A 15719-nucleotide genomic window follows, 5' to 3' on the forward strand; every position below is an offset into this window, starting at 1 on the left:
TGTATGTCAGCTGACGGCCGAGGCTGTGTAAAAACGCTTGAAGAGTCTCGACCGGCCAAAAAATGATCAAAAATCTCGCTTCCTCGTTAAATTTGAGTCATCTTCATTGCGAAATTTCTCCAGATTTCGCGTACGGACGCTAACTTCTGGACGGCTTAACAGTTTTCACACAACCTCGGCCATGAGCTTACTTTAAGTGGATACTTGATGATGCACTGAATCGCCTCGAGTATTCTAGACACCCGTTAGGCTCTTCAAGTAACGCCTTTCATACTCAACGCATCGAATGGCCATGAAAAGGTTTGGGTTGTTGGACTGGATCCAGAAGGTTCTCCAAGGCGACGGCAATGGCTAATAGCCTCGAATCAGAGTTTCCTGGGCCATTTAATTGCAAGCCCAGTGGCAAGCCATCCGAGTTTGTTCCCATTGGTAGGGTAACGGCGCACCAATCAAAATAATTGGCGGGTTGGGTATTTCGCGTCATCCCCATCGCCGCCTGCATCGCCATGTCAGGATTTTCTAGTTCACTCAATTTCTGCGGTGGCGCCTGAGTGGTAGGGCTAACAATTACGACTACTTGATCAAACAAAGATTTCGCTGCCTCAATATGACAGTGCCGCTCTTCCGCCAGTGTTAGGTAGTGATGGGCTTTGATATCAATCCCCTTATCAATACGTGCACGAATAATGGGATCGACAAGCGCTTTATGGTCCAAAAAGAATTCTTCTCCCAGCCATGCGAGTAAGTGCGCAGGCATGGCAACAGGGAAGTAACGCTCACGTCCATCCACATCGGGTACATGTAGGGAAACCTGCTTTACACCACTCGCTTCAAACCCTGAAAGGGCATGTTCAAATGCGTTTTTCATTTCCGCATCGATGCCATCGAGGAAGTAATTGTCTGGCACGCCCAACGTGAGCTGACCAGGCGTTATCGAAGCATGATGAGTTTGTGATGACGGATTGATTCTGGCATTCAACGCATCGAAGGCAATGGCAGCATCCTGAGCAGTTCGAGTAAGTAAGCCGATGGAGTCGGTATTGGGCTCAAGGGGAAAGGCACCCTCAGTGGGCCATAGGCCTACCGTGGTCTTTAAGCCGAACAAGCCGCACATCGCTGCCGGCACCCTGACGGATCCTCCTGTATCGCTACCGATAGATAAGCCACATAAACCCGAAGCGAGCGCGACCCCGGCGCCTGAGCTTGAACCCCCAGGCAGCCGATGTTGCTGATCATCCCACGGATTCCAGGGCGTGCCACGAGAGACGGAGTGCCCCGTTATCCCAAGTGCAAACTCGACCATCCGAGTGGTTCCCAGAATTACGCAACCCGACGACTTCAACGCACGGATGAAGGTTCCTTCCTGCGTGCCCAGTTTGTCCTGAATAGGCAGATTGGAGCCCGCATGCGGGGTCATCCCATCGATAACAAATAGATCCTTAACTGAGACCGGCAGCCCCATCAGCGGACCTAAGTCGACTCCATTGGCCAACAGCGTATCCATGGCGCGTGCTGTGGCTAGGGCACGGCGGGCATCCACTGTTTCATAGGCACAGAGCAACGGATCCAATATGCCGATACGGGCTAAATACGCGCTCACCGCTTGCTCCGAAGTGATTTCACCTCTGCGCAGCGCGGCGGCAAAGCCAGCGATTCCGAGTGACGCTACTGGATCCGAAGGGATGGTCATGAAAACTCCTTAATTAATAAATGAGCGACCAGATTGGTACATGGCAGTGTAAGGGTGCGTACCGTTTAAAGATTTTGTCTTGCAGCCGTTAGCAAGCTTGGTCTATACATAATTAGTCGTGAATAATCGAAATGCCACTAAAAAATCGACATAAATGGTTTTTATAGATATTGATGGGAGACAAACAATGAAGAAATTGATCGCTGCCGCTTCCGTGGCCCCCTGGCTTCTGGCGGCCCCCGCTGTATTAGCTGATATCGAAGTTGGTGTCATTAATAGCTTGTCGGGTCCCTTCGCCGCCTTTGGTGAGCGCTATCAGGCAGGAATGGAAGTCGCGTTGGAGGAAATCAACGAAGGCGGTGGGGTGAGGGGAGAACCTCTGGAGCTGGTCGTGCAAGATGACCGCTCTGAAGCTACCAGTGCGTTGGCAGCGATCGAGTCACTTAATCGACAGGATGTTCCTTTGATTATGGGCTCCTATGCATCAAGCATTACTGGGCCGATGGCACAGMTAATGACCCGCCAAGAGATTCCGCTCATTGTACTCGGCAGCGCAGACAACAGTATTACCAAACCTGGCTCGCCCTGGGTATTTCGTGCCAAGCACAACTCAACGATTGTGGCTGAAAGCTATTTCGACTATTTCGATTTCCTACGTGAACAAGACGATAGCTTGGAAACCGTCGCCATGCTGTATGGCAATGGGGCTTGGCCGGAGTCTTTGGCCGAAGAGGGCGCACGTTTAGCCGAAGAACGGGGCTATGAAATCGTAGGAGACCAATCTTATGATCAAGGCACCTCTGATTTTCGCCCCATCCTCAACCGTTTCCGCTCCGAGGAGCCCGACCTGCTCTATGTGGTTGCCTACGCTGAAGATGGGGTCGCTATTGCGCGTCAAATGCGCGAGGTAAACCTCAATCCCAAGGCTGTGGCGATCGACACTGGCGCCGCCTTGCCTAGCTTCGTCGATCAGGTGGGTGATCTTGCCGAGTATGTGGCCACTGTGGTGAGTTGGAGCAAGGACGTTCAGTACGAGGGCGTGGAAGATCTCTATGAACGCCTTAAGGCCAAGACGGGCGAAGAGCCTACCTTCTACGAAGCAGAGGGTTATCTGGCACTTCGTGTTGCAGCCGATGCGCTTGAACGTGCCGACTCCCTTGAGCGTAGTGACGTCAGAGATGCGCTAGCCGAAACCGATCTGGATACACCGGTCACTCATGTTGTGTTTGAAAGCTTCGATGGCTTTCAAGGACAGAACCCGATTCGCAGCCTTGTATTACAGATCCAGGACGGTGAGCACGTCACCGTATTTCCAGCCGACCTGGCTGCTGAAGAAGTTCGGTACCCAACACCGGTATGGGACGAGCGCTAATCGGGACGCCTGCATGGCACAACTTGAGAGATCATGATGTTTGACTATGTATCCTTCCTGCAAAATCTGTCTAATGGGGTGTTGATCGGTGGGGTCTATGCGCTGATTGGGGTAGGCCTAACGCTGGTGTTCGGGGTAATGAAGATAATCAACTTCGCCCACGGGGACTTCGTTATTCTGGGCATGTATTGCGCCGTATTGCTCAACTCCCTACTTGGCTGGGATCCTTACCTTTCTCTACTTGTTGCCATGCCTCTTGGGTTTATGGCCGGGGCATTACTACAGCGATTAGTGCTCTCCCGATTAATGGAAGCACCGCCAGAAAGTTCGCTCCTGGTCACCCTGGGGCTAGCCTTGGTTATTGGCAATATATTGTTATTGACCTTTGGCGCCGAGCCCAAGTCCGTCAATGTGTCGTATGCTTCTAGTACGGTTTCCCTGGGGGATGTCAGCTTTTCATTGATCCTGCTGCTCGCGGGTCTGGCAACGATGGTGGTGATTGCCGGACTCTATACGGTACTCAACCATACGGAACTGGGCCGTGCCATTCGTGCCACTGCTGACAATCGATTAGGTGCCGAACTCGTTGGTATCAATACCCGTTGGATCGAAGCCGTGGTCTTCGGTATTGGCATGGCCCTGGCCGTTACAGCAGGCGTTGTACTGATTCCGCTGCTGTTTGCCACGCCGACATTTTCGGGCGCCATCTTCACGCTTAAGGCTTTTGTGGTCACTGTGCTAGGCGGGCTTGGGAACATCGGGGCTGCTATCGCTGGCGGGCTCCTGCTGGGGGTGGTAGAGGTGATGGGGGCTTCATATCTTACATCGGACTACCGAGACGCCTACGGTCTACTGGTCTTCCTGTTGATATTGTTGCTAAGACCTGAGGGCCTATTCGGGAAGACGGTGAAACGCGTATGAAAAAGCACTACATCATTTTTGCCGGATTAGTTCTGATGGGTATTTTTTATCCACAGATGTTCCCGGGCTATCTATCGGTGGCCATTACCTTGCTGTTATATGCTGGCTGGGCCMCCGCCTGGGACATTCTGGGAGGGTGGGCCGGTCAGGTGAGCTTAGGCCATGCGAGCTTCGTAGGACTTGGTGCCTACTTCGTTGCAGTGGGGACATCCCATTACGAAATTGCTCCTTGGTGGACGGTCCTGATGGTACTGTTCGCTGCCTCTCTGGTGGCCTACCTATGGGGTCGCCTGACTTTTAAGCTCAAGGGGCCTTACTTCACACTATCCACCATCGCCATCGCTGAGATCTTTCGACTGATCGCCATTAATGAAGGCTGGTTGACCGGCGGCGCGACGGGGGTCTTTATTATGACACTGCCGGAGCCCTTTGGGCTGGATCTCTTCTCTCGCCAGGTCAACTACTATCTGGCGCTGGCATTCGCGGCGATAACCGTCTTGGTAGTGATGCTTATATCGCGCAGCAAGTTCGGCTACCAGCTTCGCGCCGTGCGAGAAGATGAAGACTCCGCCATGGCGTCGGGCATAAATCCCACTACCGTCAAGCTGAAAGCGTTTATGCTCTCGGGGGCATTAACGGCACTGGGAGGAGGTATCTATGCGATTTTTCTCTCCTTTATCGAACCTCACATCATTTTTTACCTGCTGCTGTCGGTACAGATCGCTTTAACGGCCATCATCGGTGGGCGGGGTACCATCTGGGGGCCATGCATAGGGGCATTGCTGGTCGTGGGGTCGGGTGAGATATTCCGGACGACGTTCGCCGAGGCCAATATGTTGATTTACGGCTTGTTAATCATGGTCGTGGTTATCTTTATGYCTCGTGGCATTGTTGGCGAGCCAGCGCGTTATTTGATCAGGAGGGTTTATGCCAAGCGCGCTCAGAGCTGATGGTATCACCGTCAAATTCGGTGGTGTCGTCGCGGTAAATGATGTTTCGCTGGATGTCGAGCAAGGCAAAATCCTTGGATTGATCGGACCGAACGGAGCGGGCAAGACCACATTATTTAATGCCCTAACGGGCTTCGTTACTCCCCAGGCAGGCCGCATTTACTTACACGGGAAGGAGATCACCCGACTTCCCCCGTATATGCGCACACGTGTTGGTATTGGGCGTACATTTCAGACGGAAAGACCCTTCGAAGAACTGACATTGCTAGAGAATGTCCTGGTGGCGGCCTTCCTTAAGGAGCCCAAGCGCAAGAAAGCCGAACGATTGGCCATGGACGTCCTAGAAAAGGTGGGCTTAGCCGACCGATATGACCAACCCGCCTTGGATCTGAACTTGGCCAGACGTCGACGCCTCGAGCTCGCCAAAGCGCTGGCCGTCCAACCCAGTGTTTTGTTCCTTGATGAGATGATGGCCGGTCTCAATCCCCCCGCACTTAAAGGCATGATCGGTTTTGTGCGTCAATTGACTGACCAGAACCTGACCATCGTGATGGTGGAGCACATCATGGAGGCCATCATTGCCTTATCGGATCATGTGATTGTTATGGCAAACGGCAGTGTGATTACCGAGGGTTTACCAGGCGATGTGATCGAAGATCCACGCGTCATTACCGCCTATCTGGGAGAGGACTGATGTCAGATCAAGCGGATAATGTACTGAGTGTCCAGAATGTGGATCTCGGTTATGGTTCATTAAAGGTGGTCTTCGACGCCTCGCTGACGGTCAAAAGTGGTGAACTGGTGGGATTGATTGGCGGCAATGGCAGTGGCAAGTCGACCATCCTGCGAGCAGKGTCAGGGATGATTAAACCCTGGAAAGGAACCATTCACTTTGATGGACAAGAAGTTTCTGGGCGTAAACCGCATGAGATGGCGCGCTTGGGGCTCGCTCATGTACCGATGGGGCGTCAACTGTTCGGCAATATGACAGTACACGATAACCTGTTGTTGGGGGCCTCACTGCCCTCAGCACGTGAGCGTCGTGACGAAAATCTGGAGAAAGTTCTAACGCTCTTTCCTGATCTTAAAAAGTACGCCCGTGAAAAAGCAGTGCAACTTTCGGGGGGGCAACAGCAGATGGTGGCGATTGCTCGGGGGTTGATGCTTGGTCCTAAGATGCTCCTGCTGGATGAACCTAGCCTGGGATTGTCGCCCCTATTGGTCAAGGATGTGATGGCGGCAATACGCCGAGTAGCCGATACCGGCATGCCTATTTTGTTGGTCGAACAGAATGTTAAGCAGGTGTTACAGGTTAGTGATCGCGCATATGTGCTTGAAAATGGTTATCAAGTCTTAGATGGGCCTTCCAGAGTGTTGCAGGGAAATGAGATGATTAAGAAGGCCTACCTGGGGCTTTGAAAGGCAGTAACTAATCCCATTGGATATACTCAAAGAGCGGGCTAATGAGGATTTCATTGAGTCAGTGGCATTAATCTACGAGAACGGTCACGAGGCCCAGAGAGAAATTAAACGCTCGATATTTGCGTGGTCGTACTGCAAAAAGCTTTTTCTGGTGCTTAAAGTCTACAATACTATTGCACTTGAAATGTGAGGCAGCCACTTCACAATGGGTTAGATACTTTTTGAACATTATTTAACGTATAGAAACTCATATGGTGTCGACGAGATCTGGGAGCAAAGCTGCAGAAAAGAATTATTTCTCGTCGAGGATCGATAAATCGCAAGACATCGTCAATAGGCTGTTTGACACTAAGAGAGCGCCCTTTTCGGGATAGACCGCATGGTTTGCCGGCAAAGTAGGAGTTAACAACTGTCGAGAAGCGAAAAAAGCGCAGCGTTTAATTTGCCTACGGCAACGACCTATCCAGGACGCCTGCTTAGGAGAGGCCATGCAGGACGCTATGGCAGGCGAAGGGCAGTTGCAATTGGCGAGAGTAAAGCGGAATCTGATTAATATTTATTCACTAAMAATTGCTAAATTGCTAATGATTTTAAGGAGAGTTCGACGCGTAACTCTTAAATCTTCACACTCTACCCCCTCCACAGCAATATCGTTAACTTCCTCAGCAAGCGGTATCAAAGTTTTCTTGAGATCTCTTCCTTTCTGCGTCAGATAGATATGAATGTTTTTCCGGTTTCCATTCAGTTGCCGACGTTCGATTAGTCCATTAGCTTCCATCGCTTTTAAAGCGGTAAAAGTTGTAGGCTCCATAAGCCCTGCTTGTTCGCTAAGCTCCCGTTGAGTCAAGCCTTCAGTAACCCATAAAACACGTAAGAAAGACCAGTGGCCGAAGCTTACTGAATGCTCCGCCAAACGTGCCTGAAGACTTTTTGTCAACACTCGGCCAGCATCACGTATCAAGTGTGCCAGTCGATCATCTGGCACATCTTCTTGCCAATGAAGTAGAACGGATCGGGTTTCTTGGTTTTGAGTACGAGGCATCCTGGAATACTCCAAAGAATCTAAATCCTGCCAGCTATTATAACACACCAGTTAAGGCATAATTGCCTGGTGGGAAAGCATGATTTCGTGCCCATTCTGGGCTGAGTCTAAAATTGCCAAACAGACTTCCATCGTTGCCATTCCCCATTCCCCTGTGTGAATGGGTTGATGATTATTGCGTATGGCACCAATCAGTTCGTCCAAGACCTCACGCCGCGGGATCACAGGTGCTGGCAATGGTTCCAAATAGCGTCTTGTATGAGCATATACTTGCACCCCCTGCGGCATGGGACGAATATCAGCGTTATCACATGAAACAAGAACAAAGCCGAAATGATTATGCGCGCTGTCCTGTGGTCGGCTATTAGACAAACATAAACCTGAGCCATAGGTACGGGCATTTTTGAGGTCAGCCTCCTGTTCCGGACTGTCAACTTCCGCCAGCTTTGCCCTGGCAAAACCATACTGATCGGGGTCTCGAGGCTGCCCAAGCTCACCTGACCAACCACAGAGTTCATCGCTGTCAAAGTGAGCGAAGCCGCTATAGGTTATGTTAGCAAAGGCATCATTATTAAAGGTGAGCAGCGCACTGTAAGCGCCTTCTGTGGGGCGTGCAGGATCCCAACTTCCAGTGACGGCTCGAACGCTCTTGACGCTATCTCCGCCAAGAAGACGTACAATATCGACCTGATGGGCGGCCTGACTGAACACCACACCACCGCCCTGTATCGTGTCTAGCTCTTCAGGACGGCGAGGTCGGTAGAGAAAATCGGTGTAATTGAAGGCGCTAATCATACGTACCTTCCCGAAAGCTTGGCTGTCGATCATCTCGCGAGCCTTTAGATAGGGTGCGTCAAAGCTATGACTATGCCCAACAATTAACCATCGATTAGCACGTCGCATGGCATTGATCATAGCTTGGCAATCCTCAAGGGAGAGTGCCATTGKCTTCTCGACAAGGACATGCTTGCCATGTGCCGCCGCTAATTCAACATGCTTACGATGAAACTGATGGGGAGTAGCAATATATACCACTTCAACTTCGGGGTCGGCGCAAAGATCGGCGACCTCAGCGTAAGTGGAGGCATCGAAATCTTCACGAAACTGTTGGCGAGCCTCTGAGCGGGGGTCGGCAGCAGCCACTAAGCTAATGCCTGGATGGGCCGCAAGAGTGGGTAGCAGCAACATGAAACCGCGGCCCAATCCTGCGACGCCTAGTTTTAATTGAGGGTCTGTCACTGAGCACACTCCATATTAGCGTAAAGAATCATTTGGAAGGTCAATTACCAATTCTTCCGAACACGCACGTGAGACACAGACCATGATGTGATTCTGACGATCGGCTTCCGATAAGACTAAATCTCGGTGCTCCGCTTCCCCTTCCAATAGCTGTGTGCGACAGGAGCCGCAGGTTCCGCTTTCACAGGAATAAGGAACATGATGACCATTAGCTCTTAATGCCTCAAGAATTGAGACACCTACCGGAACCGGGATCGCCTCTCCAGTCTTGTGAAGGCGTACCGTGAAAGGGGTGTCATCTGCCGTGTTAACTGTTTGACTCGTACCAAAGTCCTCAAACCTCACACTCGATGGAGACCAGTGACCAGTCATGTCTTTAACCGCTTCCATTAGACCTCGGGGGCCGCAACAGTAGATATGAGCTCCCTTGGGTTGCTCAAGGATTGGCCATAAGTCATAAGCGTTTTCGGGGTCTCCATGATCATGATGGATCACTATCTTGCCCCGATATTCTGGAGCGCTGAGTTCTTTCAAAAAAGCGGTTTGAGACGGCTCACGTGTTAAGTAATAGAGCTTAAAGGGTTTGCCACTCGTAGCCCTGAGATGGTGAATCATAGAGAGAATAGGAGTGATGCCGATACCTCCAGCTATGAAGATATAGCGGGCTGGGTTGCCTTCAAGCTCGAAGTCGTTTTGAGGCACTGATACCTTGAGTCGGTCACCAAGCTGAGCCTCGTCCACCAAGCTCTTGGATCCGCCTTTGCCAGTATCTTCACGTTTAACGGCAATGACATACCTATCGTGCTCATCAGGAGCATTGCATAACGAATAGAAACGCTCTTGCCCGTTAGGAGTCTCAAGTCTTATATGAGAACCGGGGGTAAATTCGGGAAGTTCGCCACCATCAGGATCAACTAATTCAAAGCGGTGGATGCCGTCAGCGATCTCGTCCCGAGCGGAAACGATTAGCTCATGCATAAGAAGTTTGTCTGAGGGGGTAGACATAACATACTCACTATTGTTGTGGTGTTTTCGAAAAATAATTATATATCTAAGTATTTTGGCAGTGTAAATACAAGTAGGTGGCGTTCTACTTTAGTCGCATTTGGCGCTAATGAATTTTTTGCTTGCCGTTAGACCGTTCTGACTGATGCCAGATTATGCACTGTAGAAAGAGAGATATTTCAAACAGCCTCCCAACTTACTGAAGGGGAATACAGGTTCTAAGTGAGTATAAACGGTGGCAAAACCATCGTATGAATAGCAAGGCCGATACTTACAGAAAAGGATCAGCAACTCCGAAGAGGGATTGTAGTTGACACGGGGTTGGCTGAACGATGGGGTGAAAGTCGTTTTTGCCGCAGTGAACGGACTGACGTTGTTGGCATGCAMCACTAGAGACTAATCGACAACTAACTAACTCAGTCAGGAAGGCTTCCCAGCCGATAATAGACCGTCTGTAAATATCGAGCATCATCACTCGATAGTTAGTAGCACTCGCTCGTATCTAACGGCTAGGAGTCATGGCTTGGCAATTCGCATCTCGCGATTTCTGGTGCCCTAGATGCATGCCTTCATGTCGGGTATATGCTACTAGGCCACAACGAATCTTACTGGTCGATTCGTCGTTGCTCAGTCACTGAATCAGCCCTTCCTTATGTTCGCCAACGGGCAAGGGTTAGATGGCGCTAGAGACTCTCTCGTGACAGATACAAGCATCTGCAAAGCTGGCCATTATCATACTTAGCTTGCTCACGATTTGATCTGAAGACAAGTGTTCACTGCCCAACAGCAGCTTCCATTTGGAGCGACAGACAGCGCTTTGAGCGCAGTGTTGCGTCTGCACACGAACACAATAGGTACTCGATAGATTTTGGTTGCGTCGTTCTTCCCGGCTGAGAGTAGAGACGTAGAACGCCACAGCATATGAATAACCTAGCAGAAGCTCTTACGTGCAGGGTGATGCGCTCTTCGATACTGCATTCTCAATACAGCATAAATCCGTCACCTCCCTTAAATTTACAAGTGTTTCGCCCAGCTAAGTGTCTGAACCGCCCCGGTTATTCCGGAGACCGGTTTGTTTGAGTCAGGCAGCTTCACCCGACTCCTCCAATTGACGATAATACGTCCTTTCTCGTTCTGCTGGTGGAACGTTTCCTATGGGTTCCAGCAGTCGGCGATTGTTAAACCAGTCAACCCATCCCAGCGTGGCATACTCAACGGCATCTCGCCCTTTCCATGGTCCACGATGGTGAATCACCTCCGTTTTGAATAAGCCGATGATGGTCTCGGCCAGCGCATTGTCGTAGGAGTCACCGGTGGTGCCGACTGAGGCATCGATACCCTCATCAGCCATACGCTCTGTGTAGCGGATCGAGAGATATTGGCTTCCTCTATCACTATGGTGGATTAACCCTTGCCTGTGCTTTCGTGCCCACAGGGCTTGCTCCAGAGCGTCCAGTACCAATCCCGTTTTCATCGACGTTGCTACACGCCAACCCACGATACAGCGTGCATAAACATCGATAACGAACGCAACGTAAACGAAGCCAGACCAGGTAGCGACATACGTGAAATCGGCCACCCAAAGCTGATTAGGACGCATGKCCGTAAAGTCACGTTTCACTAAATCAGGTGCTCGTTTCTGGCCGGGATCACTGATCGTCGTGAAGGGGCGTTGGCCTCGCACCACGCCGCGAATTCCCAGGCGTCGCATGAGTCGCTCTACGGTGCAACGAGCAACATTAACGCCCTCACGGCGGAGTTGCCGCCAGACCTTACGAGCACCGTAGACGCAGAAGTTTTCTTCCCACACTCGCTGAATCTCAGCGGKAAGAAACGCATCCTGCCGATATCGATCTGCCCGCCGCTCAGGATCAGTCTCAAGTGCCTTGTGGTGGTAATACGTCGATGGGGCGATTGGCAGCTGGCTACAAATCGACTCGACCCCGAACTGAGCACGATGCTCGTCGATAAATGACACCATCAATTGGGTTTGCGGTCGAGCTCCGCCTGGGCGAAAAAAGCAGCCGCCTTGCGGAGAATTTCATTAGCGCGCTTCAATTCGACGTTTTCACGCTCTAGCTGCTTGAGTCGTTCATTTTCAGGCAGGTTAGCCGAGCTATCTTCCTGCGTGAGTTCTGAGCGTTTGCACCAGGCTCTTAAGGTCTCTGGTGTACAGCCAAACTTGCTGGCAATGGAGCAGATCGCCGCCCACTTGGACGGGTATTCGCCTTGCTGTTCAAGGACTAATCGAACAGCTCGCTCTCGGACTTCTGGGGAATATCGTTTTGGTGAGTTCATAACTCCATCCTCTCAAGATATGGAGTCTCCGGTAAAGCCGGGGCGGTTCAGTCTACGGCTAAGATCATTTTCGTTAAATATACAAATATTAGCTGTCACTAAAAAATATCTTTATCGCACTCAAACATAAAAAAACATGCGACTTTGGTCTGTTTGACATAGTGATGAAAGGCTCTATGGTTAGATATGTAAGTTAGATATCTAATTATATTCACAGAGCCATAAGTTCAGCTTGAAACTTATAAATCCAAACAAAAATGGAGACCGGGTCTTATGTTGACACAAGAAGAGAATGATTTACTTTGCCGTGTTGAAGGTGATGCGCCTATGGGTGAGATCATGCGCCGACACTGGCTGCCGGCCTGCCTATCCGAGGAAGKCGAAGAGCCGGACGGTGATCCGGTGCGGGTACGTTTGCTTGGTGAAGATCTAGTCGCGTTCCGCGATACAGAAGGAAGAGTAGGGATACTGGACGAGATGTGCCCGCATAGGCGTGCTTCGCTGGTGCTGGGTCGTAACGAAGAATGTGGATTACGGTGCCTTTATCATGGCTGGAAAATGGATGTCGATGGCAATGTTTTGGAAATGTCGTCTGAGCCACCAGAATCGAAGATGACAGAAAAGGTAAAACATAAGGCTTACCCAACCCATGAAGCAGCGGGTTTTATCTGGGTCTACATGGGGCCATCCGAGGAACAACCGGAGTTCATACCACCAGTTTTCCAGCCTAGCCCCGAAACCAAAGTGTCCATCTCCAAGGTGATCATTGACTGTAATTGGGCTCAGATTCTTGAGGGCGCAATAGATTCGGCACACTCTTCAAGCCTACATTCCACGGACATGGTTCCTGCCCGTAAGGATGGTGCCGAAGCGACTGATAAACTCTGGCTACGCCCCTCCACTGATAAAGCACCACGCTTGGAAGTGCAACAAACACCATTCGGCTTCAGATACGTAGCGCTTCGCCGGCCGATTAAAGATGCCAAGACGCATAATTATGTACGTACTACGCTCTTTATTGCTCCTTTTACCGTACAGATCCCTCCTAATAATCTCTACGATATCGCGATATTGCATGTGCCAATTGATGATACCCATACAGCATTTCACTTTATTGCCTGGGGTGATGCGAACACGACTCCAGATACAGAGTCTTGGCGTAAATTTCTCCACACGCAAGTTGGGCTCGACGTGGATAAGCACTTCCGTAAGTTTCGCACACGAGAAAACAACTACTGGCAGGATCGCCGAATAATGCAACTCGGCACCAGCTTTACTGGGATTGCGGGCATCCCTAACCAAGATATCGCGATGTGGGAAACCATGGGTCCTATCGCCGACCGTAGTCATGATCGTCTCGGAGCAAGCGACTTGGCTATTGTCGAGTTCCGTCGACAGATGGTTCAAGCCGCTAAAACCATGCAACAAGATGGAAAGGCTATCGGCGCTGAAGAGCCAAGAATTCCACACTACAAGCTCAAGTCGTTTCAAGGCATTGTCCCGAAAGAAGAAGACTGGCGTCAATTGGGTACTGCACCTGAAGAAGAGGAGTTATATGAGAGCTTACAGTAACCATCAAACTCTTAAACGATGATACCCATGAGTGCATGAGCGCATCTTTTCATGGTGATGAGCATTCCATTTTAGATAACCACGCAGGAACCCTGATGAACAAGTTGGAACTTTCGGTTGCGATTGGCAATTATGATCGTGTGAGGCCATTGATCGATGGGGAGGTTCAGATCGATGGTGTGGACTCTATATATATGTTGCATGACCCCGAAGAAATTTTCTTTCGTGCTTTCCGTCATGCCGACTTTGATATCACAGAGCTTTCGCTAAGCAGTTACACTGTGAAAACAGCTGCAGGTGATTGCCCTTATATTGGAGTTCCCGTCTTTCCCTCACGTGCCTTTAGGCATACCTCCATTTATATACGGACCGATCGAGGAATCCAAACACCTACGGATCTTCGGGGCAAGCGTATTGGGGTGCCCGAATATCAGTTGACTGCCAATGTTTGGGCGCGCTTATTCCTCGAAGAGGATCATGGCATTCGTCCACAAGACATGACATGGCTGCGTGGTGGTTATGAGGAGCCAGGTCGGGTCGAGAAAATCAACCTCAATCTTCCCGAGGGTGTTCATGTAGAAAATATTCCCGAAGGAGAAACACTCTCGGGAATGCTGGCTTCCGGAGAGCTTGATGCCGTAATGGGCCCTCGTGCTCCTTCTTGTTTTATGCAGGGACATCCACATGTCAGTTACCTCTATAGTGATCCTCAACAAGCAGCCTCGGATTGGTACCAGCGAACTGGCATTTTTCCAATTATGCATTTACTAGGTATTCGGAAAACACTGGTGGATCGCCATCCATGGTTACCGTTCTCGGTTTACAAGGCTTTTGAGCAGTCAAAGGCTAAAGCACTTGCAAAACTTAGTGACACTTCGGCGACCAAGGTAACTCTCCCGTTTGTTGAAGMCCAGCTGCTGGCGGCACGCCGCCTAATGGGTGAAGATTTTTGGTCCTACGGCTTTGCACCTAACCGAAACACATTGGAGCGCTTTTTAGTGCAACACCATGCGGAAGGATTATCTCAACGTCTCCTGAAACCCGAGGAGCTTTTCCACCCCGCAACACTGGAAAGTTTCAAAATATAATAGTGTTCGGTAGCAATAAGAGCACTCAACATCAAAGATACTTATAAAATAAACTAATCGTATTTTAACCAATAACAAAACTAGTAAAAAGGCTAAAAAATGAAAATTTCAATTAAAAAAACCGTGATTGCTATAGCCATTGTTGTTCCTAGCGTGATGAATGTCGCATCGGCTCAGGAATACAAACTCACCGTTGCTGGCGCCTCGCCAGGAGGATTATGGTCCCTGCTAGGTGCTGGTCTAGATAGCGCTTTAAAGGAGGAATATCCTGGATCAACAGTGACTTACCAAACATCAGGAGGTGGTATAGCGAATGTGGCAGTATTACAGCGTGGCGACGCTAACCTAGGACTTGTCGAGGATGCGGTTCTGCAGTTGGCTCGGGATGGAGAAGCTCCCTTCCGAGAGGCTGTTAATGATGACATTAGAGTGCTCTCTTATCTTTATACTTGGGCGCCGATGCAAGCCGTAATACGGAAGGAGTTTGCGGAGGAGCATGGCATAACTAGTTTCTCGGATATCGCTGATATTAAGCCGCCAATCACCATCGCCATCAATAAGCGAGGCAATATCGCGTCAGGTGTTGCCGAAGCTATGTTGGACTCTATAGGAGCAACCTCAGAAGAGGTCAAAAGCTGGGGTGGTAACATCATCTATGCCGCTTCTAGTGAGCAGTCAGGCTTAATCCAAGATCGACGCGTCGACATGTTATTAAATAGCTTATTTGTGGGGCAGAGTTCGATCATGCAAGCGGCCTCTAGTGTTGATTTGGATTTATTACCCCTTTCTGAGCAAACCATCCAAGAGGTTTCTGAAAATACAGGGACCAATCCTTTTACAATTCCTGCAGGTGCCTACGAATGGGAGCAGGAAGAAACACCCACCGTATCCATCAGCGCTACCTTAGCCGTGAATAGTTCCATGGATGATGAAATGGCTTATAACTTGACCAAAGCCTTCTATGAAAACTATGAAAAAATTGCCGGTGTTCACCCAGCTATGGAAAGTCTGACGCCAGAAGTCATGGCGGGTGTCGAAGTGGTTCCATACCATGATGGTGCTGAACGTTACCTCAAGGAAGTTGGCCTTCGCTAAGCGTTAAGGACAATATCAATACTGA

13 protein-coding genes and 1 other annotated feature are annotated in these 15719 nt (G+C 50.1%); of the genes, 8 read left to right on the forward strand and 5 right to left on the reverse strand.

Translation table 11 applies throughout. From position 1 onward, the window contains the following. Positions 1-274 precede the first annotated feature (274 nt). Positions 275-1690 carry an amidase gene (locus tag HALO_RS01765; protein ID WP_009286126.1) on the reverse strand — a complete coding sequence of 472 codons (1416 nt, stop codon included), beginning with the start codon at positions 1688-1690 and terminating at the stop codon, positions 275-277. 187 nt (positions 1691-1877) lie between these two features. On the opposite strand from HALO_RS01765, the gene HALO_RS01770 reads away from it, so the two are divergent. From HALO_RS01770 to HALO_RS01790, 5 genes are read left to right on the forward strand one after another with little or no spacing between them, the layout of a single operon-like run. Beyond that, positions 1878-3062, forward strand: coding sequence for an ABC transporter substrate-binding protein (locus tag HALO_RS01770; RefSeq protein ID WP_050712927.1), 1185 nt, complete (start codon positions 1878-1880; stop codon positions 3060-3062). A 33-nt stretch (positions 3063-3095) separates the two neighbouring features. Then, on the forward strand, positions 3096-3983 hold the full coding sequence (locus HALO_RS01775; RefSeq protein ID WP_231896793.1) for a branched-chain amino acid ABC transporter permease: 888 nt from the start codon (positions 3096-3098) through the stop codon (positions 3981-3983). Next, the gene (locus tag HALO_RS01780; protein ID WP_050712928.1) at positions 3980-4933 is read left to right on the forward strand and encodes a branched-chain amino acid ABC transporter permease; all 954 of its coding nucleotides are present in this window, start codon (positions 3980-3982) and stop codon (positions 4931-4933) included. The genes HALO_RS01775 and HALO_RS01780 overlap by 4 nt, the downstream gene beginning before the upstream one ends. Further along, the gene (locus HALO_RS01785) at positions 4911-5627 is read left to right on the forward strand and encodes an ABC transporter ATP-binding protein (RefSeq protein WP_039857548.1); all 717 of its coding nucleotides are present in this window, start codon (positions 4911-4913) and stop codon (positions 5625-5627) included. Before HALO_RS01780 ends, HALO_RS01785 begins: the two co-directional genes overlap by 23 nt. Further along, the gene (locus HALO_RS01790) at positions 5627-6352 is read left to right on the forward strand and encodes an ABC transporter ATP-binding protein (RefSeq protein ID WP_050712929.1); all 726 of its coding nucleotides are present in this window, start codon (positions 5627-5629) and stop codon (positions 6350-6352) included. The genes HALO_RS01785 and HALO_RS01790 overlap by 1 nt, the downstream gene beginning before the upstream one ends. A gap of 559 nt (positions 6353-6911) precedes the next feature. Here the strand turns inward: HALO_RS01790 and HALO_RS01795 are convergent. The 4 genes from HALO_RS01795 to HALO_RS01810 form a co-directional block, all read right to left on the reverse strand. Beyond that, a complete protein-coding gene (locus HALO_RS01795) occupies positions 6912-7397 on the reverse strand; it encodes a MarR family winged helix-turn-helix transcriptional regulator (RefSeq protein WP_050712930.1) in 486 nt (161 codons plus the stop codon). 51 nt (positions 7398-7448) lie between these two features. After that, positions 7449-8636 carry a Gfo/Idh/MocA family oxidoreductase gene (locus HALO_RS01800; RefSeq protein ID WP_092490801.1) on the reverse strand — a complete coding sequence of 396 codons (1188 nt, stop codon included), beginning with the start codon at positions 8634-8636 and terminating at the stop codon, positions 7449-7451. A 15-nt stretch (positions 8637-8651) separates the two neighbouring features. After that, positions 8652-9641, reverse strand: coding sequence for a PDR/VanB family oxidoreductase (locus tag HALO_RS01805; protein ID WP_009286122.1), 990 nt, complete (start codon positions 9639-9641; stop codon positions 8652-8654). A gap of 1081 nt (positions 9642-10722) precedes the next feature. After that, positions 10723-11939 (reverse strand): IS3 family transposase gene (locus tag HALO_RS01810; protein ID WP_092490802.1). Its coding sequence is split into 2 segments (ribosomal slippage): positions 10723-11654 and positions 11654-11939, totalling 1218 coding nucleotides; the frame shifts between segments, so codons are not numbered across the junction. Next, positions 11548-11664: a sequence feature (AL1L pseudoknot), on the reverse strand. Its footprint overlaps the gene before it by 117 nt. A gap of 273 nt (positions 11940-12212) precedes the next feature. Here HALO_RS01810 and HALO_RS01815 point away from each other — a divergent pair. The 3 genes from HALO_RS01815 (at position 12213) to HALO_RS01825 (ending at position 15694) form a co-directional block, all read left to right on the forward strand. Further along, positions 12213-13511 (forward strand): Rieske 2Fe-2S domain-containing protein, encoded by a 1299-nt coding sequence (locus HALO_RS01815; protein WP_050712932.1) that lies wholly within the window; start codon positions 12213-12215, stop codon positions 13509-13511. Positions 13512-13546: 35 nt separating this feature from the next. Then, positions 13547-14599 (forward strand): ABC transporter substrate-binding protein, encoded by a 1053-nt coding sequence (locus HALO_RS01820; RefSeq protein ID WP_197671967.1) that lies wholly within the window; start codon positions 13547-13549, stop codon positions 14597-14599. A gap of 99 nt (positions 14600-14698) precedes the next feature. Next, entirely contained in the window at positions 14699-15694 is a 996-nt protein-coding gene (locus tag HALO_RS01825; RefSeq protein ID WP_009286120.1) for a TAXI family TRAP transporter solute-binding subunit, read from the forward strand. Positions 15695-15719: the final 25 nt, after the last annotated feature.

It is taken from the genome of Halomonas sp. R57-5 (assembly GCF_900070345.1).
GTDB lineage: Bacteria > Pseudomonadota > Gammaproteobacteria > Pseudomonadales > Halomonadaceae > Vreelandella > Vreelandella ventosae_B.

Excerpts from the sequence above, each read along its gene's own strand:
- HALO_RS01785 (WP_039857548.1), top strand. The coding sequence starts at position 4,911 with ATGCCAAGCGCGCTCAGAGCTGATGGTATCACCGTCAAATTCGGTGGT.
- HALO_RS01805 (WP_009286122.1), bottom strand. The coding sequence starts at position 9,641 with ATGTCTACCCCCTCAGACAAACTTCTTATGCATGAGCTAATCGTTTCC.
- HALO_RS01775 (WP_231896793.1), top strand. The coding sequence starts at position 3,096 with ATGATGTTTGACTATGTATCCTTCCTGCAAAATCTGTCTAATGGGGTG.
- HALO_RS01825 (WP_009286120.1), top strand. The coding sequence starts at position 14,699 with ATGAAAATTTCAATTAAAAAAACCGTGATTGCTATAGCCATTGTTGTT.
- HALO_RS01765 (WP_009286126.1), bottom strand. The coding sequence starts at position 1,690 with ATGACCATCCCTTCGGATCCAGTAGCGTCACTCGGAATCGCTGGCTTT.